The sequence below is a fragment of the Stenotrophomonas sp. SMYL11 genome (assembly GCF_036320005.1).
Classification (GTDB): Bacteria; Pseudomonadota; Gammaproteobacteria; order Xanthomonadales; family Xanthomonadaceae; genus Stenotrophomonas; species Stenotrophomonas maltophilia_A.
The window spans coordinates 139211-162659 of the sequence record NZ_JAWIRS010000006.1; the positions used below are offsets into that span (position 1 = coordinate 139211).

The 23449-nt window shown below is 67.6% G+C and carries 22 protein-coding genes; 9 read left to right on the forward strand and 13 right to left on the reverse strand.

Annotation, left to right across the window (positions count from 1 at the left end; genetic code table 11):
* The first annotated feature begins 36 nt into the window (after nucleotides 1–36).
* The 3 genes from V3B46_RS11415 (at nucleotide 37) to V3B46_RS11425 (ending at nucleotide 5426) form a co-directional block, all read left to right on the forward strand.
* Nucleotides 37–2709 (forward strand): polysaccharide deacetylase family protein, encoded by a 2673-nt coding sequence (locus V3B46_RS11415; protein WP_329891924.1) that lies wholly within the window; start codon nucleotides 37–39, stop codon nucleotides 2707–2709.
* 3 nt (nucleotides 2710–2712) lie between these two features.
* Nucleotides 2713–4062 (forward strand): tRNA uridine-5-carboxymethylaminomethyl(34) synthesis GTPase MnmE, encoded by a 1350-nt coding sequence (gene mnmE / locus V3B46_RS11420; protein ID WP_329891925.1) that lies wholly within the window; start codon nucleotides 2713–2715, stop codon nucleotides 4060–4062.
* Nucleotides 4063–4310: 248 nt separating this feature from the next.
* Entirely contained in the window at nucleotides 4311–5426 is a 1116-nt protein-coding gene (locus tag V3B46_RS11425) for a glycerophosphodiester phosphodiesterase (protein WP_329891926.1), read from the forward strand.
* A gap of 154 nt (nucleotides 5427–5580) precedes the next feature.
* Here V3B46_RS11425 and V3B46_RS11430 read toward each other — a convergent pair whose 3' ends face one another.
* Complete coding sequence (locus tag V3B46_RS11430; protein ID WP_154353577.1) at nucleotides 5581–6351, reverse strand: rhomboid family intramembrane serine protease; 771 nt, start codon at nucleotides 6349–6351, stop codon at nucleotides 5581–5583.
* Between the two features lie 106 nt (nucleotides 6352–6457).
* The gene (locus V3B46_RS11435; RefSeq protein ID WP_329891927.1) at nucleotides 6458–7420 is read right to left on the reverse strand and encodes a TerC family protein; all 963 of its coding nucleotides are present in this window, start codon (nucleotides 7418–7420) and stop codon (nucleotides 6458–6460) included.
* Nucleotides 7421–7804: 384 nt separating this feature from the next.
* Here V3B46_RS11435 and V3B46_RS11440 point away from each other — a divergent pair, with 384 nt between their 5' ends.
* Complete coding sequence (locus V3B46_RS11440; protein ID WP_010487449.1) at nucleotides 7805–8974, forward strand: class I SAM-dependent rRNA methyltransferase; 1170 nt, start codon at nucleotides 7805–7807, stop codon at nucleotides 8972–8974.
* Nucleotides 8975–9152: 178 nt separating this feature from the next.
* Entirely contained in the window at nucleotides 9153–10394 is a 1242-nt protein-coding gene (locus tag V3B46_RS11445; protein ID WP_329891928.1) for a dipeptidase, read from the forward strand.
* 58 nt (nucleotides 10395–10452) lie between these two features.
* Here the strand turns inward: V3B46_RS11445 and V3B46_RS11450 are convergent, their stop codons facing one another.
* The 4 genes from V3B46_RS11450 to V3B46_RS11465 all read right to left on the reverse strand — a co-directional run bounded on the left by V3B46_RS11450 (nucleotide 10453) and on the right by V3B46_RS11465 (nucleotide 14067).
* A complete protein-coding gene (locus V3B46_RS11450) occupies nucleotides 10453–11880 on the reverse strand; it encodes an amino acid permease (protein ID WP_106469583.1) in 1428 nt (475 codons plus the stop codon).
* Between the two features lie 157 nt (nucleotides 11881–12037).
* Nucleotides 12038–12454: a hypothetical protein gene (locus V3B46_RS11455; protein WP_329891929.1), complete on the reverse strand. Its 417-nt coding sequence runs from the start codon at nucleotides 12452–12454 to the stop codon at nucleotides 12038–12040.
* Nucleotides 12451–13080, reverse strand: a complete 630-nt coding sequence (gene leuE / locus V3B46_RS11460; RefSeq protein ID WP_005411716.1) for a leucine efflux protein LeuE — start codon at nucleotides 13078–13080, stop codon at nucleotides 12451–12453. Before leuE ends, V3B46_RS11455 begins: the two co-directional genes overlap by 4 nt.
* A 15-nt stretch (nucleotides 13081–13095) precedes the next feature.
* The gene (locus V3B46_RS11465) at nucleotides 13096–14067 is read right to left on the reverse strand and encodes a LysR family transcriptional regulator (protein ID WP_329891930.1); all 972 of its coding nucleotides are present in this window, start codon (nucleotides 14065–14067) and stop codon (nucleotides 13096–13098) included.
* A gap of 91 nt (nucleotides 14068–14158) precedes the next feature.
* On the opposite strand from V3B46_RS11465, the gene V3B46_RS11470 reads away from it, so the two are divergent.
* The gene (locus V3B46_RS11470) at nucleotides 14159–15166 is read left to right on the forward strand and encodes a zinc-binding alcohol dehydrogenase family protein (RefSeq protein ID WP_329891931.1); all 1008 of its coding nucleotides are present in this window, start codon (nucleotides 14159–14161) and stop codon (nucleotides 15164–15166) included.
* Between the two features lie 605 nt (nucleotides 15167–15771).
* Here the strand turns inward: V3B46_RS11470 and V3B46_RS11475 are convergent.
* Nucleotides 15772–16374 (reverse strand): glutathione S-transferase family protein, encoded by a 603-nt coding sequence (locus V3B46_RS11475; RefSeq protein WP_329891932.1) that lies wholly within the window; start codon nucleotides 16372–16374, stop codon nucleotides 15772–15774.
* Nucleotides 16375–16419: 45 nt separating this feature from the next.
* Here V3B46_RS11475 and V3B46_RS11480 point away from each other — a divergent pair, with 45 nt between their 5' ends.
* The 3 genes from V3B46_RS11480 (at nucleotide 16420) to V3B46_RS11490 (ending at nucleotide 19119) form a co-directional block, all read left to right on the forward strand.
* The gene (locus V3B46_RS11480) at nucleotides 16420–17976 is read left to right on the forward strand and encodes a DNA recombination protein RmuC (RefSeq protein ID WP_329891933.1); all 1557 of its coding nucleotides are present in this window, start codon (nucleotides 16420–16422) and stop codon (nucleotides 17974–17976) included.
* Between the two features lie 71 nt (nucleotides 17977–18047).
* Nucleotides 18048–18446, forward strand: coding sequence for a hypothetical protein (locus V3B46_RS11485; protein WP_329891934.1), 399 nt, complete (start codon nucleotides 18048–18050; stop codon nucleotides 18444–18446).
* Between the two features lie 127 nt (nucleotides 18447–18573).
* Nucleotides 18574–19119, forward strand: a complete 546-nt coding sequence (locus tag V3B46_RS11490) for a glutathione peroxidase (protein WP_106469574.1) — start codon at nucleotides 18574–18576, stop codon at nucleotides 19117–19119.
* Between the two features lie 108 nt (nucleotides 19120–19227).
* On the opposite strand, the gene V3B46_RS11495 is transcribed toward V3B46_RS11490, so the two are convergent.
* From V3B46_RS11495 to V3B46_RS11520, 6 genes are read right to left on the reverse strand one after another with little or no spacing between them, the layout of a single operon-like run.
* Nucleotides 19228–20241, reverse strand: a complete 1014-nt coding sequence (locus V3B46_RS11495) for an MlaA family lipoprotein (protein ID WP_164090510.1) — start codon at nucleotides 20239–20241, stop codon at nucleotides 19228–19230.
* 1 nt (nucleotide 20242) lies between these two features.
* Entirely contained in the window at nucleotides 20243–20554 is a 312-nt protein-coding gene (locus V3B46_RS11500; RefSeq protein ID WP_032128488.1) for an STAS domain-containing protein, read from the reverse strand.
* A complete protein-coding gene (locus V3B46_RS11505) occupies nucleotides 20544–21206 on the reverse strand; it encodes an MlaC/ttg2D family ABC transporter substrate-binding protein (protein WP_010487479.1) in 663 nt (220 codons plus the stop codon). Before V3B46_RS11505 ends, V3B46_RS11500 begins: the two co-directional genes overlap by 11 nt.
* Nucleotides 21203–21727, reverse strand: a complete 525-nt coding sequence (gene mlaD, locus V3B46_RS11510; protein WP_010487482.1) for an outer membrane lipid asymmetry maintenance protein MlaD — start codon at nucleotides 21725–21727, stop codon at nucleotides 21203–21205. The genes V3B46_RS11505 and mlaD overlap by 4 nt, the downstream gene beginning before the upstream one ends.
* Nucleotides 21728–21786: 59 nt before the next feature.
* The gene (locus tag V3B46_RS11515; protein ID WP_005414955.1) at nucleotides 21787–22536 is read right to left on the reverse strand and encodes an MlaE family lipid ABC transporter permease subunit; all 750 of its coding nucleotides are present in this window, start codon (nucleotides 22534–22536) and stop codon (nucleotides 21787–21789) included.
* On the reverse strand, nucleotides 22536–23324 hold the full coding sequence (locus tag V3B46_RS11520; RefSeq protein ID WP_041864700.1) for an ABC transporter ATP-binding protein: 789 nt from the start codon (nucleotides 23322–23324) through the stop codon (nucleotides 22536–22538). Before V3B46_RS11520 ends, V3B46_RS11515 begins: the two co-directional genes overlap by 1 nt.
* Nucleotides 23325–23449: the final 125 nt, after the last annotated feature.

The following is a 23449-nucleotide window of genomic DNA, read 5'->3' on the forward strand; positions in this document are numbered from 1 at the left end:
CGCCGGCACACCGTTCCTCCATCCATCGAGTCCGCCATGCCGCGTGCGTCGTCGTTCCGCCTGTTCCTGCCCTCGCTGTTGGTGACCCTGGTCGTTGCCGGCTGTGGCGACAAGGACGCGAAGGCACCGGTAACCGGCGTGACCCAGCCTAGCGCGCAGGCCGCGGCCGCCGCCGATCCCGCCGCCGCGCCGCTGCTGGTTGCGCTGCAGAAGCAGCTGGACGGCTACCGTCGGATCATCGTGCTGCTGGCCGACGAAGAGCAGCAGTCGACCGCCGACCGCAGCGCCTCCACGCGTGTGGGCCAGCAGCTGTTCCACGATGGCCTGGAACAGCGCACGGCCATCGCCGCGCAGTTCGACACGCTGCTGCGCGGCTCCAGTCCGCAGCGCTTCGCCACCCTCGGCACGGTGCTGGATTACATCGAATCCGCACCGGAACTGTTCGATGCCGATCGCCTGGCCTTCCGCGAAGTGCTGCGTGATCTGCATGAGCGGGTCGGCGCCGATTCCTCGCTGCCGGCGGTGAAGCTGCACCAGCGCATCGGCGAGGACCTGGAGGCGCTCGACGAGATCGAGCGCAACTACAACCAGGAACTGACCCGCATCTTCAGCCGCTTCGAACGCACCCGTGCGATCGAGCTGAAGCGCGAGAAGTGGGACGATTACATCGCCCACCTGCACAAGGACTACAGCCGCGAAGCGATCCTGCGCGACTACGGGGTGATCGAGCCGTACCCGATGTCGATGAAGGACAGCGACCGCGAGATCTTCGGCCGCGACCTGCCAGCCAAGACCGTGGTGCTGACCTTCGACGATGGCCCGCACAAGGCCTACACCGATGAAGTGGTGGCGATCCTCAAGCGCTACGACGTGCCGGGCGTGTTCTTCGAAGTGGGGCGAAACCTGGGCAAGGTCGAGGCCGATGGCAAGGTCAGCCTCGGCCCGATGGCGAAGATCAGCCGCAACCTGATGGAGGAGGGCTATGCGGTCGGCAACCACAGCCTGACCCACGCCCAGCTGTCGCGCACCACTGGCGACGCGCTGCGCCAGCAGGTGCTGGACACCGACACGCTGCTGAAGGACGTGGACAGCAAGCGCGCGCCCCTGTTCCGCTTCCCGTACGGCGCGCGCAACGCCGAAGGCCTGCAGCTGCTCAACGAGGCCGGGCTGAAGTCGATCATGTGGAACATTGACTCGATGGACTGGGCCGACCCGGTGCCGGAATCGATCGTGCAGCGCGTGCTCGACCAGGTGAACAAGGAACAGCGCGGCATCATCCTGTTCCACGACATCCACGATCGTGCGGTGAAGGCGCTGCCGCAGATCCTCGACCGGCTGATCGCCGATGGCTACCAGTTCGCCGGCTGGAACGGCCGCGACTTCACCGTCGCCCGTGCGCGCAAGAGCGATACCGGTGCTGCCACCGTCACCACCGGCTACGAGAAGTCGTGGGCGATCGTGGTCGGCATCGACAACTACGCCAAGTGGCCGAAGCTGGAATACGCCAGCCACGACGCGCAGGCGGTGGCCGATACCCTGACCGGGCAGTTTGGCTTCCCGTCCTCGCAGGTGATCGTGCTGAAGAACGAGCAGGCGACCCGCAACAACATCCTGGCCGCCTTCCACGACCGCCTGGCCGATGACCGCACCGGCAAGAACGACCGCGTGTTCGTGTTCTTCGCCGGCCATGGCGCGACCCGCCAGCTCGCCTCCGGGCGCGATCTCGGCTACATCATCCCGGTTGATTCGGACCCGAAGGAATTCGCCACCGACGCGATTGCGATGACCGACATCCAGAACATCGCCGAAAGCATGCAGGCCAAGCACGTGATGTTCGTGATGGATGCCTGCTACAGCGGCCTGGGCCTGACCCGCGGTGGTCCGTCGTCGTCGTCGTTCCTGCGCGAGAACGCACGCCGCAGCGCGCGGCAGATGCTGACTGCCGGCGGTGCCGACCAGCAGGTGGCAGATGCCGGCCCGAACGGCCATTCGGTGTTCACCTGGGTGCTGCTGCAGGCGTTGGCCGGCAAGGGCGACCTCAACGGCGATGGCCTGATCACCGGCACCGAACTGGCCGCCTACGTGGCGCCGGCGGTGTCCGCGGTATCGCACCAGACGCCGGCCTTCGGCAGCCTGCCCGGTTCGCAGGGCGGCGAGTTCGTGTTCCAGGTGCCGGACAGCCAGGAATTCCTCAACGCCGATACGCGCCAGCTGACCCCCGATGCGATCGCGCTGAACAACAAGGTGGATGCCGCCAGTGAGGCCAAGGGCAGCCAAGCACCGGTGACCGTGGCCGACCTGCAGGGTGGCAAGGCCAAGCTGGTGGTGCCCACCGCCGGCCCGGCCTCGGACCGCCAGCGCGCGCAGCAGGCCAACGACCGCGGCCTGCAGCTGTACCGCGAGAAGCAGTACGACGAAGCGGTAGCCCAGTTCACCGAGGCGCTGAAGCTGCGCCCGGACTTCGCCCAGGCCGCCAACAACCTCGGCTTCGTCTACTACCGCCAGCAGCGCTATGCCGAAGCGGCACGCTGGCTGGAGAACACGTTGAAGATCGACCCGTCGCGTGCGGTGGCCTATCTCAACCTGGGCGATGCCTACTTCAACGCCGGCGACAAGGCCAAGGCGAAGCAGGCCTATACCACCTACCTGGCGCTGCAGCCGCAGGGCAGCGGTGCGGCCCAGGCGCGCGCGCAGCTGGGGAAGCTCTGAGCGATGAACGACGCGATCCATACCGACACCATCGTGGCCATCGCCAGTGCACCCGGCGCCGGCGGTGTCGGCCTGCTGCGCCTGTCCGGCCCGCGCGCTGCAGCGATTGCCAATGCGCTGGGTGCACCTGCACTGCGTCCGCGCCACGCGCACTACGCGCGCCTGCGCGATGCCGATGGCGAGGTGATCGACGACGGCATCGTGCTGTGGTTCCCGGCACCGAACAGCTTCACCGGCGAGGAAGTGGTGGAACTGCAGGGCCACGGCAGCCCGGTGCTGCTGCAGCAGCTGGTCGCGCGCTGCATCGCGCTGGGCGCCCGCCAGGCACGGCCAGGCGAGTTCAGCGAACGCGCGTTCCTCAACGGCAAGCTCGACCTGGCCCAGGCCGAGGCCATCGCCGATCTGATCGCCGCGGGCGACAACCGCGCCGCGCGCGCGGCACGGCGTTCGCTGGATGGCGTGTTCTCGCGCCGTATCGAGGCGGTGGTTGAACAGCTGGTGCTGCTGCGTATCCACGTGGAAGCGGCGATCGACTTCGCCGACGAACCGCTGGATACCCTCGGTGGCGCGCAGGTGCGGCGTGGGCTGGAACAGGCGCGTGGCGATCTGGCGCTGCTGCGTCGTGATGCCGAGCGCGGCCGCCGCCTGCGCGATGGCCTGCATGCGGTGCTGATCGGCCCGCCCAATGCCGGCAAGAGTTCACTGCTGAACGCACTGGCCGGCAGCGAGCGTGCCATCGTCACCGACATCGCCGGCACCACCCGCGACACCCTGCGCGAGACCATCCGTCTGGACGGGTTGGAGCTGACCCTGGTCGATACTGCCGGCCTGCGCGACGGCGGCGACGCCATCGAACGCGAAGGCATGCGCCGCGCCCATGTGGAAATCGAGCGCACCGACCTGGCGCTGATCGTGCTGGATGCGCGCGATCCGGCTGCGGGTGAAGCCGCACTGGGCGATGCCGTGGCGGCGGTGCCGCACAAGGTCTACATCCACAACAAGTCGGACCTGCTGGATGCGTTGCCGGCGCTGGACGATCCGGATCGGGTGTTCGTTTCGGCCGCCACCGGTGCCGGGCTCGAAGATCTGCACGCGCGCCTGCGTTCGATCGCATCGGCCGGGGCAGGGGAGCAGGTGGATGGCGAGTTCTCCGCGCGCACGCGGCATGTGGATGCGATCGAGCGTGCGCAGGAACATGCGCAGCGCGCCGATGGCGAGCTGGCGCATGAGCACCTGGAACTGGCTGCCGAGGAACTGCGGCTGGCGCACGATGCGCTGGGCGAGATCACCGGGCAGATGAGTGCCGATGATCTGCTGGGAAGGATCTTCTCCAGTTTCTGCATCGGTAAGTAAGGTCGGGGTCAGATCCCCGAAGGGATCTCTGACCCCGTCATCGATCAATCGCGCGGCTCATGCTCTGGCAGATTCCAACCTCCGCTCTGGTAGGTGCCAACCTTGGTTGGCACAGGGCGTCCGGGGTCATGAACGCCGGCTGGCAGAACGCCGACCAAGGTCGGCGACTACCGGATCCATGGGGTCCCCCACCTGTCACATTGCCGCCGCATACTGACGCCCATCACATACCGCTTGGGGAAGTCGCAGTGAAGTCGTGGGGTTGTGCGTTGCTGTTGTCGCTGGCCGTGGCACCATCGGTGGCCATGAGTGCTGAATCCTCCACCCCGGCCGCGCACAAGGTGTCGGTCTATGGCCACCGCGGGGCAAGCGCGCTGCTGCCCGAGCACACCCTGGCCTCGTATGCGCAGGCCATCGCCGATGGCGCCGACTACATCGAACCGGACCTGGTCATGACCAAGGACGGGGTGATGGTGGCCCGCCACGAGAACGAGATCAGTGGCACCACCGATGTCGCCTCGCATCCCGAATTCGCCAGCCGCCGCACCAGCAAGGTCATCGACGGGCAGAAGGTCGATGGCTGGTTCACCGAAGACTTCACCCTGGCCGAGCTGAAGACGCTGTACGCACGTGAACGCCTGCCGGAACTGCGCAGCACCGCCTACGATGGCCAGTTCCGCATCGCCAGCCTCGACGAGATCCTTGCGTTCCTGGTGCAGCAGGCTGGCCGCGCCAACCGCGGCATCGGCGTGGTGCCGGAGATCAAGCATCCGACCTACTTCCAGTCGATCGGCCTGCCGATGGAAGACAAGCTCCTGACCGCGCTGCGCGGCAACGCCTATACCAACGTGGGCCCGGTCACCATCCAGTCGTTCGAGACCGCCAACCTGCGCTACCTGCGGGGCAAGATCGGGCGGGGCAGCAACATCCGCCTGCTGCAGCTGCTGTGGAAAGGCGATACCCAGCCGGCCGACATCGCCAAGGCCGGTGGCAAGCTGACCTACGCGCAGATGATGACGACGGCCGGACTGAAGGACATTGCCAGCTACGCCGACAGCATCGGCCCCGAGCTGCGCTCGATCATTCCGCTGGACGCCAAGGGTGCACTGGGGACACCGACCACGCTGGTACAGGACGCACATGCAGTGGGCCTGATGGTGATTCCGTATACCTTCCGCCCGGAGAACCATTTCCAGGCCAGCAACCTGCGCAAGGGCGCCGACAACGCGCGCAATGCAGAGGGGTCGGTTGCCGAGATGCGCGCCTATCTGGCCACCGGCATCGATGCCTTCTTCACCGATGACCCGGCACTGGGCCGGCAGGCGGTGGATGGCATGGGCGCGGCGGGGAATGCGGCGAACTGACCGGCCAATGCCGCCGGGCATGGCCCGGCGCTACCGGATGTGACGGAATGCTCTGGTAGTTGCCAACCTTGGTTGGCATGCAGCAGGAGCGCCGACCAAGGTCGGCCACTACCGGGTCATGAGGTTGCCGGCCAGCGGCCGGCACTACAGTCACCTAACCGCGCGGCTCGTCCGGCCGGCGGAACGGGATCACCACGTAGTCCTGGCCCTCGCGCGGCTGCCACAGCACCGGCACGCGCTGCGGTGACGGTGGCTCCAGCTCGTCGTCGGCCAGCGGCTCGACCGCGTCCTCTTCGTCTTCCCAGCTGTAGCGCGGGCGCGGCGGCAGCGGGTCGGCGTTGCGGAACAGCAGCGCAGCGATGATGCCGGCGAAGGCGCCGCCCATGTGCGACTGCCAGGACACACCATCGGCGTGCGGCAGGATGGTCATCAGCATGCCGCCGTAGAACAGCATGCCGATCAGGCCGGTGGCGATTGCCGCGCGATCGCGGCGCAGCAGGCCCAGGCTGGCCAGCAGGAACATCAGGCCATGGGTCACGCCGCTGGCGCCCAGGTGCACGCTGCCCGGATTGCCCAGCATCCACGCACCGATGCCCGAGCCCAGCCACAGCAAGGGCAGGGCGCGCACCGTGGCTTTCGGGTAGACGCTGCCGGCCAGCGTGCCGAGGATCAGGATCGCGATGCTGTTGGCGGCGATGTGCTCGACCGAGGCATGCAGCATCGGGCCGCCGATCAGGCCAAGCAGGCCCTTCGCTTCCAGCGGCGCGACCGCCCACGGTCGCCAGTCGAACGTGCCCTGCAGGGCGAACACGGCCACCAGCACCAGCACGGCGGCCAGGCTGACATTGAACGCCCGCAGGATGCGCGAGCGGTCATTGCGGGGGGCCGGCACGTCGCCAGCGGGCAGGGGCGCGTTGTTGTTCATACCTCAGCAATGGCGGTGACTGGCGCGAAACCAAGGCCACCGCGGCGGGAGAGTGGAAACGGCCGGCGGGACAATCCCACCGGCCACGCCATCCAACGGGTCAGGCTCAGGCCTGGCCTTCGCCTTCCTTCGGCGGGTACTTCAGGCTCAACACCACGGTAGCGGCGATGATCACCGCCACCACGCCCAGCGACACCGGGGTCGGGATCTTGAACAGGTCGATGATCATCATCTTGATGCCGATGAAGCCCAGCACCAGCGCCAGGCCGTACGGCAGCAGGTGGAAGCGGTCGGCCATGCCGGCCAGCAGGAAGAACATCGCACGCAGGCCCAGCACCGCGAACACGTTGGAGGTGAGCACGATGAACGGGTCGGTGGTGATCGCGAAGATCGCCGGGATGCTGTCCACGGCGAAGATCACGTCGGTGACCGCGATCAGGATCAGCACCGCGAACAGCGGGGTGAACCAGCGCACGCCGTCGCGCTTCACGCTCAGCGCATTGCCCGCGTAATCCGGCAGCAGGCGCAGGTGCTTGCGCATCCAGCGCAGGGCCGGGTTGGCTTCCAGATCCGGCTCCTGGCCGGCGGCGAACCACATCTTCCAGCCAGTGAACAGCAGGAAGGCGCCGAACACGTAGAGCAGCCAATGGAACTGGGTGATCAGCACGCTGCCGGCGAAGATCATGACCGTACGCAGCACGATCGCGCCCAGGATGCCGATGATCAGCACCTTCTGGCGCTGCTCCTCCGGCACCGCGAAGTAGCTCATGATCATCAGGAAGACAAAGATGTTGTCGACCGCCAGCGCCTTCTCGACCAGGTAGCCGGTCAGGAATTCGAGGCCGACCTTGTTGGCCACCACCTGGCCCGCGGTCTCATTCAGGTAGTACCAGAGGCCCGCATTGAACAGCAGGGCCAGCGCGACCCAGCCGATGGACCACCACAGGGCCTCCTTGAAGGTGACCTTGTGCGGTCCACCGTGGCGCATCAACACGAGGTCGACCAGCAGGGCGATGACCACCACCGCTGCGAAGCCGCCCCACAACCACACGTTACCGATCGTCTGCATTGGAAATGTCCGTTGGAAAGATGAATGCCAGGCCGGACGGCGAGGATCTGCAACGGAGGATCGGGAGGGGGATCCAGGGACAGAGCTTCGCCAGTACGGCGAAGGTCTCGCTCGCAGTTCCAGTCGGCTGGAACTGCCGTTGCACCGGAGCCTGCGGGCTCGAAATGACGGCGACAACGTCTGGGAGCTACTCCCCTTCTGGCGCCGATTTTGCCGTCTGGCCGGGCCGCCGTCAAATGCCGGGGGGCGGGACCGGATCCCCAACGTGGCTCCGCGCGCCCTCCCGCGCTGCCGCTCTGGTAGATGCCAACCTTGATTGGCATACCGGCCGGGGTCAGAGCCCCTGCGGGGATCTGACCCCGGTGCCCGGTTTACAATAGGTGGATGAATACCCCCCTTCCGATTGTCCGCCTCAAGAATGCGTGGCGTTCCAGCCACCCGTGGATCTTCCAGAAACTGGTCGAGAAGCCGACCGTCCGGCCCAAGCCCGGTTCCATCGTCGACGTGGTCGGCATCGATGGCGAGTTCATTGGCCGCGGGTTCTACAACGGGCACTCGCGCATTGCCGTGCGCATCCTTGAAACCGACCAGAACGTGCCGGTCGATGCCGGCTGGTTCTCGCGCAAGATCGCCCAGGCGGTGTCGCTGCGCCGTGAGGTGCTGAAGCTCGATGCGGTGTCCGACGCCTGGCGCGTGGTGCACAGCGAAGGCGACGGCCTGTCCGGCCTGGTGGTCGACCGCTACGGCGATCTGGTGGTGGTCGAGTTCTTCGCCGCCGGCATGTTCCGCCACCGCGAGTGGATCTACGACGCCCTGCGCGAACAGTTCCCGGGCTGCCGCTTCCACAGCTTCGCCGACGAACACGTGCAGAAGCAGGAAAGCTTCGATTTCCACGGCAACACCACCACCGAAGCGTCGGTGATCACCGAGTACGGCATCAAGTTCCGCGCCGACCCGGCCGGTGCGCACAAGACTGGCTTCTTCGCCGACCAGCGCGAGAACCGCGAGTGGCTGAGTCAGCAGGTGGAAGGCAAGAGCGTGCTGGACCTGTGCTGCAACACCGGCGGTTTTGCGGTGTATGCGGCGGCGCGCGGCGCCTCGGAAGTGGTCGGTATCGACATCGATGAAGACGTCATCCAGATCGCCAAGGGCAATTCGCGCCTGAACAACGTGCGCCCGAAGTTCGTCCAGTCCGACATCTTCCCGTGGCTGCGCGATGCCGCCAACCGCGGCGAGCAGTACGACGTGGTGATCCTGGACCCGGCGAAGATGACCCGCGACCGCGACCAGGTGATCACTGCGCTGAAGAAGTACCTGGACATGAACAAGCTGGCGCTGGGCGTGGTGAAGCCGGGCGGCCTGTTCGCCACGTTCTCCTGCACCGGCCTGGTGGCCGAGGACCAGTTCCTCGACATGCTGCGCCGCGCGGCCTATTTCTCCGGCCGCACGATCCAGATCCTGAAGGTGGCCGGCGCCGGTCCGGACCATCCGTTCATGGCCCACGTGCAGGAATCGCGTTACCTGAAGGCCGTGTTCTGCCGCGTGGTGGACTGACGGTCCGCTTCTGCGTTCGCCGGGCATGAATCATGTCCACTGCCCGGCGGTCAACTTCCCGCGCATTGCGATGCGTTCGTGAAAGTGGCGCCCCATTGATGAGGGGGCGCAGCTCGACTCTACAAATCAACGGTCCGCAGCGCTATGGTCGGGCTCTTCCCATTGCCGGTGAGAGCCCATGCCATCGTTGAGCCACCTGTCCGTCGTGCTTGCCCTGGCGCTGTGCGCGCCGCTGTCCGCCCACGCCATCGAGTTCAGCGCGCAGGAGCTGGCGCGCGCCAAGGCCCTGCAGCAGCGCTTGGTCACTCTGGACAGCCATCTGGATACGCCGGCCAATTTCGGCCGCACTGGCTTCGACATCGAGCAGCGTCACGACCGCAACGCGCTTTCGCAGGTGGACTACCCGCGCATGGTCGAGGGGGCGCTGGACGGCGGCTTCTGGGCGATCTACACCGACCAGGGCGACCGCACCGCCACCGCCCATCTGGCCGAGCGTGACCATGGCCTGCAACGGCTGCTGGAAATCCGCGAAATGCTGGCCGCCAACCCCGAGCGCTTCGCGCTGGCATTGACCGCTGATGACGCAGCGCGGATCAAGGCCGCCGGCAAGCGCGTGGTCTACATCAGCATGGAAAACGCCAGCCCGCTGGTGGCCGATCCCAGTTTGCTGTCGTTCTACCACCGCGCCGGCCTGCGCCTGCTCAGCACCGTGCATTTTGCCAACAACGAGTTCGCCGATTCGGCCACCGACCCCAAGGGCACAGAATGGAAAGGCCTGAGCCCGGCCGGCAAGGAGCTGGTGCGGCAGGCGGTGAAGCTGGGCATCATGATCGACCAGTCGCATGCCTCGGATGCGGTGTTCGATGACCTGCTGGCGATGATGCCAGTGCCGTTCGTGCTGTCGCACAGCTCGGCCAAGGCGGTCTACGACCACCCGCGCAATCTGGACGATGCGCGCCTGCGCAAGCTGGCCAAGGCGGGCGGCGTGATCCAGGTGAACGCCTATGGCGGCTACCTGATCGACACCGCGAAGACGCCCGAGCGCAAGCAGGCCGAAGAAGCGCTGAGCAAGCAGCTGGGCGGCTGGGAAGGCATGGGCATCGAGCAGGGCGTTGCCCTGTTGAAAGCCGAACAGGCGCTGGACCACGAGCATCCGGTGCGCCATGCCAGCCTGGACGATTTCTTCGCCCACTTCGAGCACATCCTCAAGGTGGTCGGCCCCGAACACGTGGGCATCGGCCTGGACTGGGATGGCGGCGGTGGCCTGAGTGACCTGCCTGACGTCAGCCAGCTGCCGAAGATCACCGCGTGGCTGCTGCGCAAGGGTTATACCGAGAAGCAGATTGCCGGCATCTGGGGCGGCAACCTGCTGCGGGTGATGCGCCAGGCGCAGGATTACGCCGCAAAGCAGGGCGGCTGACCGCCCTGCGTGCATCCGGGATTCCGCCGGGCATGGCCCGGCGCTACCGGTGATCGGTTTATTTCGCGATCAGCGCGTGGCGGCGGCTGTACAGGAAGTACAGCACCAGGCCGGCCAGGTTCCACAGCAGGAAATACAACTGGGTGGTGTGCGGCAGGCTCAGGAACAGGTAGATGCAGCCCAGCGCGGCCAGCGGGCCGACCACGAAGGCCAGCGGCGTACGGAAGGTACGTTCGCGGTTCGGTTCGCGCAGGCGCAGCACCACCAGGCACACACCTACTGCGGTGAAGGCGGCCAGGGTACCGGCATTGGCCAGGGCGGCGATCTCGTCCAGGCGGGCCACGCCGGCCAGTGCCGACACCACCAACGCAGTGAACAGCGTGGTCGCCACCGGCGTGCCGGTACGTGCGTTGACCTTGGACAGACGACGCGGCAGCAGGCCATCGCGGCTCATCACGAAGAAGATGCGGCTCTGGCCGTACAGGAAGGCCAGCAGCACGGTCGGCAGCGCGATGATCGCGATCACGCCGATCACCATTGCGGCGGTCGGATGGCCGAGCTGGCGCATGATCAGGGCCAGCGGCTCGGCGCTGTGGCCGAACACCGCGTAGCTCATCGCACCCACCGCGGCCAGCGCCACCAGCACGTAGACGATGGTGCAGCCGATCATCGAACCGATGATGCCGATCGACAGGTCGCGGCCCGGGTTCTTGGTTTCCTCGGCGGCGGTGGAGATCGCATCGAAGCCATAGAACGCGAAGAAGATGATCGCCGCTGCCGCCATTACGCCGTGTTCGACGCCATCAGGGCCCATCGACTTGGCAAAGCCATACGGCATGAACGGCTGCAGGTTGGCGCTGTCGAACGCGGGCAGCGCCACGGCCACGAAGATGGCCAGCGCGATCAGCTTGAACACCACCAGGATGGCGTTGAGGGTGGCGCTTTCCTTGGTGCCGGCCATCAGCATGCCGGCCACCAGCCAGGTGATGATGATCGCCGGCAGGTTGATCATGCCGCCTTCCACGTGCGGTCCGGCCGCCAGCCAGGCCGGCAGGTGCACGTTCCAGCCGAACTGGGTGTGGACCCATTCGAGGAAGCCGACGAAGTAGCCGGACCAGCCCACCGCCACCGTACTCACCACCAGCGAGTACTCCAGGATCAGGCTCCAGCCCACCACCCAGGCAAACACTTCGCCCAGCGCGCTGTAGCTGTAGGTGTAGGCACTGCCGGCGGCGGGCATCATCGTCGACAGCTCGGCGTAGGACAGCGCCGCGCAGGCGCACACCGCACCGGCGATGGCGAAGGAGATCAGCACGGCCGGGCCGGCCAGGTTGGCACCGACGCCGATCAGCGTGTAGATGCCGGTACCGACGATGGCGCCGATGCCCAGCGCGATCAGGTGCGGCCAGCTGAGCGTCGGGATCAGACGCCTGCCGGCTTCGTGGACGGTGACGGAATCTAGGGACTTGCGCCGGAACAGGGACATGCAGGCCTCGGAAGGGGTGACTAAGAACGACAAGTTCCCGAGTGTGACCGAACGCAGCGCAGCATTACCACTGACGGGGGTCATGCATGGCGGGGCGCGCGCTGCGCCCTGGCCAGGCTGCCGGAATCGGCACAAAGGGCCGTCGGCCCGTGCTGTCTCAGGGAGCGCTGGGCCAGTGGCAGCCGTCTTCCTGCCAGGCTTCGGGGTCATCGTGGAAGCTGGTGCTGCGGCCGTCGCGGGCGCGTTCGTAGCGCAGATCCAGCACCAGGGCACCCTGCGTGCTCAGCAGGTAGCGACCGTTGAGGCGGCCATCGACGTGCTCTTCCCAGATGCTGTCGAGCTGGTAGGGACGATCCTCGGCCAGCACCGTGGTTTCCAGCGAAACCCGGCGCAGCGGCAGTCGCTCGCGATGGCCGGCGTAGCGCACGTCGGACTGGCCGTCCGCCAGCCAGCGCCATTCCAGGTGGATGCTGTCATTGCGACCGCCGGTCAGGCACCGATGGTCCTGCACGGTGGCGCCAGAGGCGGTGCCGGCGAGCAGCAGTGCGACCGCGGTTGCCAGCCAGGCCTTCATCCATTCAGCCCCAACCGGATACCGAACCCCACCAGGAACAGGCCGGCCACGCGGCGCAGCGCATCGCTGATGCGCGGGTGCTGGATCAAGCGGCGACGGGCCAGGTTGCCCACGCCGATCAGCATCGAGCAGTAGGCGATGCTGACCACCAGGATGATGCCGGCCAGCGCGGCGAAGGTCGCGATGCCCTGGTGTGCCTTCGGATCGATGAACAGCGGCAGGAAGGCCATGTAGAACAGGATCGCCTTCGGGTTGAGCAGGCTGACCAGGATCGCCTGCTGGAAGTAGCGGCCCGGCTGCATGCGGATCGGGCCGGCGTCACCACCCTCGTGTTTCGGCGTGCGCAGCAGGCTGATGCCGACCCACACCAGGTAGGCCGCACCCAGGTACTGAACGGCGTGGAACACCAGCGGGTTGGCCTTGAGCAGCGCCGCCACGCCGGCCAGCGCCAGCCACATCAGGATCTGATCGCCGACCAGCAGGCCGGCCAGTGCGGTGTAGCCGCCACGCACGCCGCCACGGCCGGTGGCGGTCAGCAGGGTGAAGGTGCCAGGGCCGGGCAGGGCGAGAAACACCAGCACAGCGACCAGAAACGTCCACAGGTCCTGGATGCCCATCCACGGCATGGCGGCGTTCTCTTGTTACGGGGGGCCGCCATTGTCGGCCAGTGCCGTCGTTGGCGACAGGGGGCGGGTGATGCCAGTGGGCATGCCAGACAGCAGCGGTTGCAGGTGCTGGCGCAGCTGCGCGTGCAGTTGTCGCACGGCCGGCGAGAACTGCTTGCGGTGCGGGCATACCAGCTGCAGCGGGATGCTGCTGCCAACACCGTCCAGCAGCAGCTGCAGGCGCCCGGCCAGCACGTCCTCGCGCAGGTCCAGCCAGGACTTGTAAGTGATGCCTTCGCCGGCCACGGCCCAGCGTCGCACTACATCAGCGTCGTCGCAGACCAGCGGACCGCGCACCGGAATCACGCTGCGGCGCCCGTCGACCTCGAATGACCAGCGATCGTAGGCGCGGCCACTGAGCTGGTAGACCAGGCAATCGTGCTCACGCAGATCCTCCAGGCAGGTGGGCGTGCCACGCCGCTGCAGGTAGTCGGGCGAGGCCGCGAGTACGCGCCGGTTGCCTTCCAGCAGAGGCAGGGCGACGTAGTTGGCGTCGTCGAAGTGGCCGATGCGGATGGCCACGTCGACCGGGTCGCGGAACACATCGGCCACTTCGTCGGACAGGCGCAGGTGCAGGCGCAGCCGCGGGTGCGCAGCGCGGAAGGCGCTCAGCCAGGGCAGCAGCAGGTTGCGGCCGAGGTCCGAGGGCGCCGACAACTGCAGCGTGCCGTGCAGCTCGGTGTCCTCGCCCTGCACGCGCGCCTGGCCCTCGCGCAGGGTGGCCAGCACCTCCTGCGCGTACGGCAGGTACAGCGCGCCCTCGCCGGTCAGGCGCAGGCTGCGGGTGGTGCGCACGAACAGGCGCAGGTCCAGCTCGCGTTCCAGCCGCGCCACTGCCGCGGCGACCTGGCCGGGCAGCAGATCGGCTTCGCGGGCGGCCTGCGAGAAGCTGCCCAGCGCGGCGGTGCGGACGAACAGCTGCAGGTCGTCGAAGCGGATCATCTTCATTGCCAGAGTGAAAGTGCTGCCCGATTCTGCGCCTTTCTGCGGGAGCGCGCGCGGCGCAACCTGTCGCCTCCTTTCCCACTGGACCGCTGCCATGCGCGCCATTGCCTACACCCACGCCGGCCTGCCGATCGATGATGCCCGGGCCCTGATCGACATCGAACTGGCGCTGCCGCAGCCCGGCCCGCGTGACCTGCGCGTGGCGGTACGCGCGGTGGCGGTGAACCCGGTCGACACCAAGGTCCGCCGCGGCGTGGCCACCGATGGCCCGCGCGTGCTGGGCTGGGATGCGGTCGGCATCGTCGACGCGGTCGGCAGCGAGGTGACGCTGTTCCAGCCTGGCGATGCGGTCTACTACGCCGGTGTCATCGATCGCCCGGGCAGCAATGCCGAGTACCAGCTGGTGGACGAACGCAGCGTCGGCCGCAAGCCGGCCAGTCTGGATGACGCCGCCGCCGCCGCGCTGCCACTGACCGCGATCACCGCCTGGGAACTGCTGTTCGACCGCCTGCGCATCCCCGAGGGCGGCGGCGAAGGCCAGACCCTGCTGGTGATCGGTGCTGCCGGTGGCGTTGGTTCGATCCTGGTGCAGCTGGCGCGGAAGCTGACCAGGCTGACCGTGATCGGCACCGCCTCGCGTCCGGATACCCAGGACTGGGCGTACGCAATGGGCGCACACCACGTGATCGACCATAGCCTGCCGCTGGCCGAGGGACTGGTGCGGTTGGGCATCAGCGAGGTGCAGCACGTGGCCAGCCTGACCCACTCCGACCAGCACTACGCGCAGATCGTGGAATTGCTGGCGCCGCAGGGCCAGCTGGGGCTGATTGATGATCCCGGCCAGGTCGATGTGATGGCGCTCAAGCGCAAGGCACTCTCCCTGCACTGGGAATCGATGTTCACCCGGCCGCTGTACAAGACCGCCGACATGCAGCGCCAGCACGACCTGTTGAACCGGGTGGCCGAGCTGATCGACACGGGCGTGCTGCAGACCACGCTGGGCGAGCATTTCGGGCGCATCGACGCGGCCAACCTGCGGCGCGCTCACGCAGTGCTGGAGAGCCACCGCGCCAAGGGCAAGATCGTGCTGGAAGGCTGGTAAGGATCCAGGCCAACGGCTGAGCCCCTCGTGGCTGGTCGCGGAATGCAAAACCCTGCGCTTGGTCGGGCGGGTGGGTTGCGCGGGGGACGCCGTGAATCCGTCCATGGAGGCTTGTCAGCCGCATCCATGCGGCCGACACCCCCGCGCAACCCACCCGGGGGGGGGCGCGGCTCGCGCCCCCCCCCCCCCCCCGCCCCCCCCGCCCCACCCCCCCCCCCCCCCCCCCCCCCCCCCCCCCCCCCCCCCCCCCCCCCCCGACCTCTGACAATTTCCGTGCGCGTCCAGCCACGGAAAAGAAAAAAAAGAGCAAAAGCCGGTCGCTTCACTCGTGTGTCGACCAAGGTCGACACCTACCAGATCCGAACCCGTGCCGACCAACGGTCGGCACCCACCATCAGCAGCGGGAAACTGTCGAAGGCGGGGTGGGTCCGGTTGCGGGGGCGTGAGCCGCATGGATGCGGCGACCGAGCTTACAGGGACGTACTTGCAGCGTCCCCCGTAACCGGACCCACCCCGCCATCCCACGGATAGCCCGCTTCTGCTGTTGCTCTGGCTTCGGCTTCTGCAGGTGCAGGGCTGCAAGCCCTGCAAAAAGACCCCACCCCTCAGGCAACACCGTTGTCGACGTGCGCAGCAAACCCCGGCTGCCGCCGCAGCCGCTCGAACCACGCATCGACATTCGCCAGCACCGGCTTCCCGCCCGGCGTGCTGCGCCAGCGCTGCGTGGAAAGCCCCAGCACGATGTCGGCCAGAGTGAAGTCAGCGCCGGCCACGTATGCGTGGCGCGCCAGCTGCGCATCCAGCATCGCCATCAGCCGGTTCCACTGCGCAAGGCTGGCCTCGGCACGGGCGTCATCCGGATAGTCCGGATGCTGGCGCACGCGCGCCATGAACACATGGCGCCATGCGCTGTTGAGGTCGCTGGCCTGCCAGTCCATCCATTGCTCCACCCGTGCACGGGCCTGCGCCGCGGCGGGCAGCAGGTCCTCGCGTCCGGCGCGCGTGGCCAGGTAGCGGCAGATGCTGTTGGATTCCCACAGCACGAAGTCGCCATCGCGCAGCACCGGGACCTGCCGGTTCGGGTTCAGCGTGGCCAGCAGCGCCGACGATGGCGCCGGTTCGTGGTGGAGCGGGAGATCCAGCACGGCGCCCAGCCACAGTGCCTTGCGGACGTTGATCGAGGTCGCCTTTCCGTACAGGGTGAGCATGGTCCTGACGCAGCAGTTGAGACTCGGCCAGCCTACACTTGCCCCATGCAAACCGAATATCTGCTTATTGGCGGCCTTCTATTGGCCGTGCTCATCCTGCAGCTGGTCGCCCTGCTGCGCCGCCCGCCGCATGACCGCCTGGAACAGGCGGTGCGCGAGGAGGCGCGCGCCGGGCGCAGCGAGCTGCGCGAACAGCTCGATGGCTTCGCCCGCGCGCTGACCGATCTGTCCACCCGCACCGACCAGCGCCTGGACCTGCTGCGCGAAGCGCTGGGCGAAGATGCCCGAAAGGCGCGCGCCGAAGCGGCCGAGAGCCAGCAGCGGGGCGCGGCGTTGATGGGACAGCGCCTGCAGGAACTGCGCGGCCAGCTGGAAACCTTCGGCCAGCAGCAGGAAGCCCGCATCCATGCGTTTGGCCAGCAGCTGCAGGAACTCACCGGGCGTACCGATACCCAGCTTGGCGCGCTGCGGCAGACCCTGGTGGACGATGCACGCAAGGGCCGCGAGGAGGGCGCGCAGTCGCAGCAGCGCCTGACTGAGAACCTGGGCCTGCGCCTGCAGGAACTGACGCAGCGCAACGAGCAGCGCATCGCCGAGATGCGCACGACGCTTGAAGAACAGCTGCGCGCGCTGCAGAACGACAACGCACAGAAGCTGGAGCAGATGCGCCACACCGTGGACGAGAAGCTGCAGTCGACGCTGGAAACGCGGCTGGGCAATTCCTTCAAGCTGGTCTCCGAGCGCCTGGAACAGGTGCAGCGTGGCCTCGGCGAAATGCAGCAGCTGGCCACCGGCGTGGGCGACCTCAAGCGCGTGCTGACCAACGTCAAGAACCGCGGCAGCTGGGGCGAAGTACAGCTGGAGAACATCCTCGAGCAGACGCTCACCCAGGAGCAATACGCGCGCGGGGTGAAGGTGCGCCCGGAGAGTGGCGAGATGGTCGATATCGCCGTGCGCCTGCCGGGTCGCAGCAGCGATGACACGCCGGTGTGGCTGCCGATCGACTCCAAGTTCCCGCGCGAGGACTACGAGCGGTTGCTGGATGCGCAGGAACAGGGCGACGCCGAGGGCGTGCGGCTGCAGGGTATCCAGCTGGAGCGCGCGGTACGCGTGCAGGCCAAGTCGATCTGCGACAAGTACATCGCACCGCCGCACACCACCGATTTCGCGGTGATGTTCCTGCCTACTGAAGGCCTGTATGCCGAGGTGATCCGGCGCCCCGGCCTGGTCGACCTGCTGCAGCGCGAGCACCGCGTGGTGGTGGCCGGCCCGACCACGGTCACCGCGCTGCTCAACAGCCTGCAGATGGGCTTCCGCACGCTGGCCATCGAGCAGCGTTCCAGCGAGGTGTGGAGCCTGCTGGGTGCGGTGAAGAGCGAGTTCGGCAAGTTCGCCGGCATCCTGGAAAAGGCCGAGAAGCAGATCACCACGGTGGGTCGCAGCATCGGCGAGGCCAGCCGCAAGACCCGCACCATCGAACGGCGCCTGCGGGGCGTGGAGTCGCTGGCGTCCGAACAGGCGCAGTCGCTGCTCGGCGATCTGGCCGAGGGTGATGCGGCGGGCGAGGACGAAGGCAGTGAAGGCGACGGCGACGAGGCCTGAGCCACGCTGACACGCCGCCTGCATCGCCGATGCGTATGCTGGCGGCCTGTCCGCCTCGATCAGGTATCGTCATGCGCCTGCGCCGCTTCACCAGCCTTGTCCTGACCGTGCTGCTTGCCGCCTGCAGCAGTGCACCACCGGCCGCCGATATGGTGGCGGCACCCGCCGCAGCCATCAGCCCCGAAGCGGCCGAGGCGTATCGCGAAGCGCGCGACGTCGACTGCCAGGCAGCGGGTGGCACCCTGCAGCGGCTTGGCCGGCTGCAGCGTGAGCAGTGCGTGATTCCCTATGTAGACGCCGGCAAGGCCTGCAGCCGCAGGAGTGACTGCACCGGCCAGTGCCTGACCGGTGCCGAGGTGGCCGCTGGCAGTGCCGCCACCGGTACCTGCCAGCGCGACGTGCGCCAGAATTTCGGCTGCCGCCAGCGCATCGAGGATGGAAAGGCGCAGGGCACGATCTGCGTGGATTGAGGATGTCCTGTAGAGCCGAGCCCATGCTCGGCTGCCTCGCCGATGAGCCGAGCGTGGGCTCGGCTCTACAACAGCGCGCGCGGCGCTATGCTGGTGGGCCATTCCCCGCTGTTGCCGGAGCCCCCGCGTGAGCACCTCGATCCAGGATATTTCCCTCACCACCATCGACGGCCAGCCGTCCTCGCTTGCCGACTACCAGGGCAAGGTGCTGCTGCTGGTCAACGTCGCCTCCAAGTGTGGCCTGACCCCGCAGTACGAAGGCCTGCAGGCGCTGTATGCGGAAAAGCAGGCACAGGGCCTGGAAGTGCTGGGCTTCCCTGCCAACAACTTCCTCGGCCAGGAGCCGGGCAGCGAGGCGGAAATCCAGCAGTTCTGCCAGCTCACCTACGACGTCAGCTTCCCGATGTTCTCCAAGATCAGCGTGGCCGGTGACGACGCCCACCCGCTGTACCAGCAGCTGACCGCTGCCCAGCCGCAGTCGATCGGCGAAGGCCCGCTGCGTGAGCGTCTGGCCAGCAAGGAGATCCCGATCCATCCGGCACCGGCGGTGCTGTGGAACTTCGAGAAGTTCCTGGTTGGCCGTGATGGCAAGGTCATCGCCCGCTTCGCCCCGGATGTGGCGGCCGACGACGCGCGCCTGCGCGAAGCCATCGAGGCGGCGCTGGCCGCCTGATGGGCCGGGGGTCGAATCCCGTCCCATGGGAACGGGTCCTGGTCCCGACAAGGCCACAAAAGAAAAACCCCGCCGCGGCGGGGTTTTTCGATCATGCCTGGCTGCCGCTCAATTGCCCCACTGCGGCATCGGCATGGCGTCGACCGGGATCGGCGAATTGGGATCATCCTGGCCACGCTCGCGCTTGCCGCGCAGATCGTTCTCGATCTGGTAATTGCGGCGTTGCAGCCAGGCATCGCGCACCAGGGCGTACTCATCCACGGCCGAGTCGCGCAGGTCATCCACCGCCAGCAACTGCGCGCGCGTATCGACCAGCTGGAGGCCCTGCAGGCCGATGCGGACCTTGTCCTCCTCGATGTTGCGGATCGGCGACAGCGGAATGTCACCGGCCAGGCCGAACACATCGCGCACGGTACGCGGGCCGAAGAACGGCAGTTCCACGTAGCGCGAACGACGCCAGCCCCAAGCGCCCAGGGTCTGGCCGAAGTCTTCCTTGCGGTTGGGAACCATCGCCTTGCTGGCCGGATCGAACAGGCCGCCGATACCCAGCGTGCTGTTCATCAGGAAGCGGCCCAGCGTATCCCAGGCATCGGCACCACGGCCCTGCAGCAGCTGGTTGGTGATGGTCACCGGTGCACGCAGGTTGCTGAAGAAGTTGCTGACGCCAGTGCGGGCGAAGCGTGGCACCACGTGGGTATAGGCGGTGGCCAGTGGACGGGCGATACCGCGGTCGACCGCGTTGTTGAACGTGTGCACCTTGCGGTTGAACGGTTCCCACGGATCGTAGGCCGCCATGCTGCCGGTGTTGCCGGCACCGCCATAGAGGGCATCGAAGTCGTCGTCACCGCCGGGTGCGGTTGCGGTGGCGGTGTTCGCCGCGTCCGCATCGGCACTGGTCGCCGGGGAGGCGGGTGCGGATGCAGCGGCGGCCGGCGGAGCGGCCACCGGCGTCACCGGTGCCGCCTCGGCCATGCCGGTATCGGCGGTGGCGGGGGCCTCGGCGGCCGAGCTGGCCGGAACCACGGTGCTGGCCGCCGGTGCATCGCTGCGTGCGGGCTTGCCGGCGCAGGCGCTCAGGGCGGTGGCCAGGACGATCAGGGGGACAGCGCGTACGACGTTCATGTCAGCTCGCAGCAGAAGTAGCGTTGAAATCCAGGTCGGGCGACAGCCGGTAGGCCGCGCTCAGCTCGTTGTAGCCGGCCGGTGCGCCGGAGACTGCCAGCGGGTGACCGCTCTTGCGCGCACGTGCGGCCAGCTCGGCCAGCAGCGCCAGGCCGGCGCTGTCCACGCGTTCGACCTCACCCAGCTCCAGCCGTGACAGCTTCGCCGGCAGGGCCTGCAGCTGTGGCCACAGTGCGATCACCGCGGCACGGTCGAGCACCCCGCGCAGGCGCAGGGTGTCGCCTTCCAGCAGCGCCAGTGCGTTACTTGCCATTGCCCGCGGGCCCGGCCTGCATGCTGCCGCTGTGCAGTTCGTTGGCCACCTGCTTGATGCCCTTCTGGCGCAGCGGGGTGTCGAACTGATTGCGGAAGGTCTGCACGTAGGAGATGCCTTCGATGTTGACGTCGAAGATCTTCCACTGGCCGTTCACGTTGCGCATCCAGTACTCGACCGGGGTCGGTTCGTTGCCGGCGCGGACCAGCTCGGTGCTCACGCGCACGCCGCGGTTGCCCGGCAGCGGGCTCTCACCCTTCAGGCGGAAGCTCGGCTTGCCCTGGATGTTGAGCAGGGTCGAGCCGTAGCGCTGCATCAGGCTGTCGGCCATGGCATCGGCGAACAGCTTGATGTCGGCGTCGGAGGCACCGCGGGCGTGCGGGCCCAGCACCAGGCGCGCGGCGTAGTCGCGGTCGAAGGTGCGGGTCAGCTCGCTGTCGATGTAGCTGCGCAGGCTGGCCGGGTTGCTGGTGAACTCGCTCTTGCGCTGCTGCAGCGTGGACAGGATGCGGCTGCTGGCATCGATCACCACCTTGCCGGCCTGGCTCTGCGTTGCGGCAGCGGCAGGTGCGGCGGCCTGCGCCTGGGCCAGGAACGGGGTGGCTGCCAGCAGCGCCGAGGCGAGCAGGGCCGGGATGAGTTTCATCTTCATGGTTGCGGTTCCGTTGCAGGCGCCTGCGCGCCATCGTTGGGCTTCTGAGCAGCGCCGCCACCGGCACCGCCACTGAACATGTACTTGCCGACCAGCTGGATCAGGTCCACTGCCGGCTGGGTGAAGACGATCTCGTCGCCGGCCTTCAGCACGTCCGGATCACCGCCCGGCTGCAGACCGATATAGCTCTCGCCGAGCAAACCACTGGTGAAGATGCCGGCCGAGGTGTCTGCCGGCAGGTCCTTGACCTTGCTGTCCATGCGCAGGGTCACGATCGATTCGAACTTCACCGGGTCCAGGTCGATCGAGGCGACCTGGCCGACGGTGACGCCACCAATCTTCACCGGCGCCTGCTTGCGCAGCTGGCCGACCTGGGAGAAGCGTGCCTTCAGGTCGTAGCCTTCGCTGCCCCAGCTCCAGCGCTGGTTGGTCGAGGCCACGGCCAGCACCATCAGCGAGGCCAGGGCCAGCAGCAGGAAAGCGCCGACGGAGAATTCGAGTCTGGGACCGCGGATGGCCATGTGGATTACCTGATCGAGTCGTTGTGGCCGCGCGCGCCTGCGCACCGCCGGTGGAGGGGTTAGGTGAACAACATTGCCGACAGCACGAAGTTGAACATCAGTACCAGCAGCGAGGCATTGACTACCGCACGGGTGGTCGCCACCGAAGTGCCTTCAATGGTCGGCTCGGCGTGGAAACCAACGTAGGCGGCGACCAGCGCGGCAGTGCCGCCGAAGATCGCCGACTTCAGCATCGCCACGCCGAAGTCGTCCCAGAAGTCCACGCTGTTGCGCAGCGCCGACCAGAACACGCCGTTGTCCAGGCCCAGCACGTGCACGGCTTCGAAGTAGCTGGCGCTGATCGCCAGCGAGCAGAAGATGCCGGTCAGCAGCGGCACGGTCAGCACCGCCGCCCAGAAGCGCGGCGCCACCGCCTTGGCCACCGGGTCGATCGCCATCAGCTCCAGCGCCTTGATCTGGTCGGTGGCACGCATCAGCCCCAGTTCGGCGGCGATCGAGCTGCCGGCGCGGCCGATGAACAGCAGCGCGGTCAGCACCGGTGCCAGCTCGCGGTACAGCGACAGCCCGAGCAGGGTCGACAGTGCGTCGGCCGCACCGAAGGTGGTCAGCGTGCGATAGCCCTGCAGGGTCAGCACCAGGCCGACAAAGGCACCGCCGACGGCGATGATCGGCAGCGAGCGCGCACCGATCTTGTAGATCTCGCGGGTCAGCTCGGCCAGGAAATCACGCGTGGGCAGCGAACCGCGCAGCACGGTCAGCGAGAACAGGCCGGCGCGGCCAAGCGAGCGGGTGGCTTGGACGAACGGCATCAGGCAACCCTCGCGCGTGGTGCGGCATCGAACGGAATCGGGCCATCGGGCTGGCCGTGCAGGAACTGCCGCAGCAGCGGGTCCTGGCTGGACTGCAGCGCCTCGGGCGTGCCCTGGAACACGATGCCGCCATTGGCGATCGCGATCACCTGGTCGCAGATCGGCAGGGTCTCGTGCACGTGGTGGCTGACGATGATGCTGGTCAGGCCCAGGCTGTGGTTGAGGCGCTGGATCAGGCTCATGATCACCCCCGAGGCGATCGGGTCCAGCCCGGTCAGCGGCTCGTCGTAGATCATCAGCGGCGGGTCCAGCGCCAGTGCACGGGCCAGCGCCACGCGGCGCGCCATGCCACCGGACAGCTCGCGCGGCCAGGCATCGGCGGCGGCCAGCAGGCCCACCGCATGCAGCTTCATCTGCACCAGGCGGCGCAGCACGGCGGTCGGCAGACGGGTGTGCGTGCGCAGCGGCAGGGCGACGTTCTCGGCCACGGTGAGGTCGGTCAGCAGGCCGTTGCCCTGCAGCAGCACGCCCACGCTCTTGCGCATTTCCAGCAGCGCGCCGCTGTCGTGCGGAATCGGCTTGCCGAACAGGGTGACCTCGCCGGCGACCGGGCGCAGTTCGCCGGTCAGCGCCGCCAGCAGGGTCGACTTGCCGCTGCCGGACGGACCGAGCACAGCGGTGATGCTGCCCTTGGGCACCTGCAGCGACACGTCGCGCAGGATCGTGCGCCCGCTCCGGTCGATGCGGACGTTGGATAACTGCACCAGACTGGAGGCGGAAGCCGACATGGGCACCATTAACGTTTTTTAGACATCGAAGGATCGGGCCCGCCGGCTGAACATAAGCAGACTGGACGGTGCAGTATTGTTGCACGACACGCCCTGGCAGAGGCCGGGACAATCGGCCGGCGTCC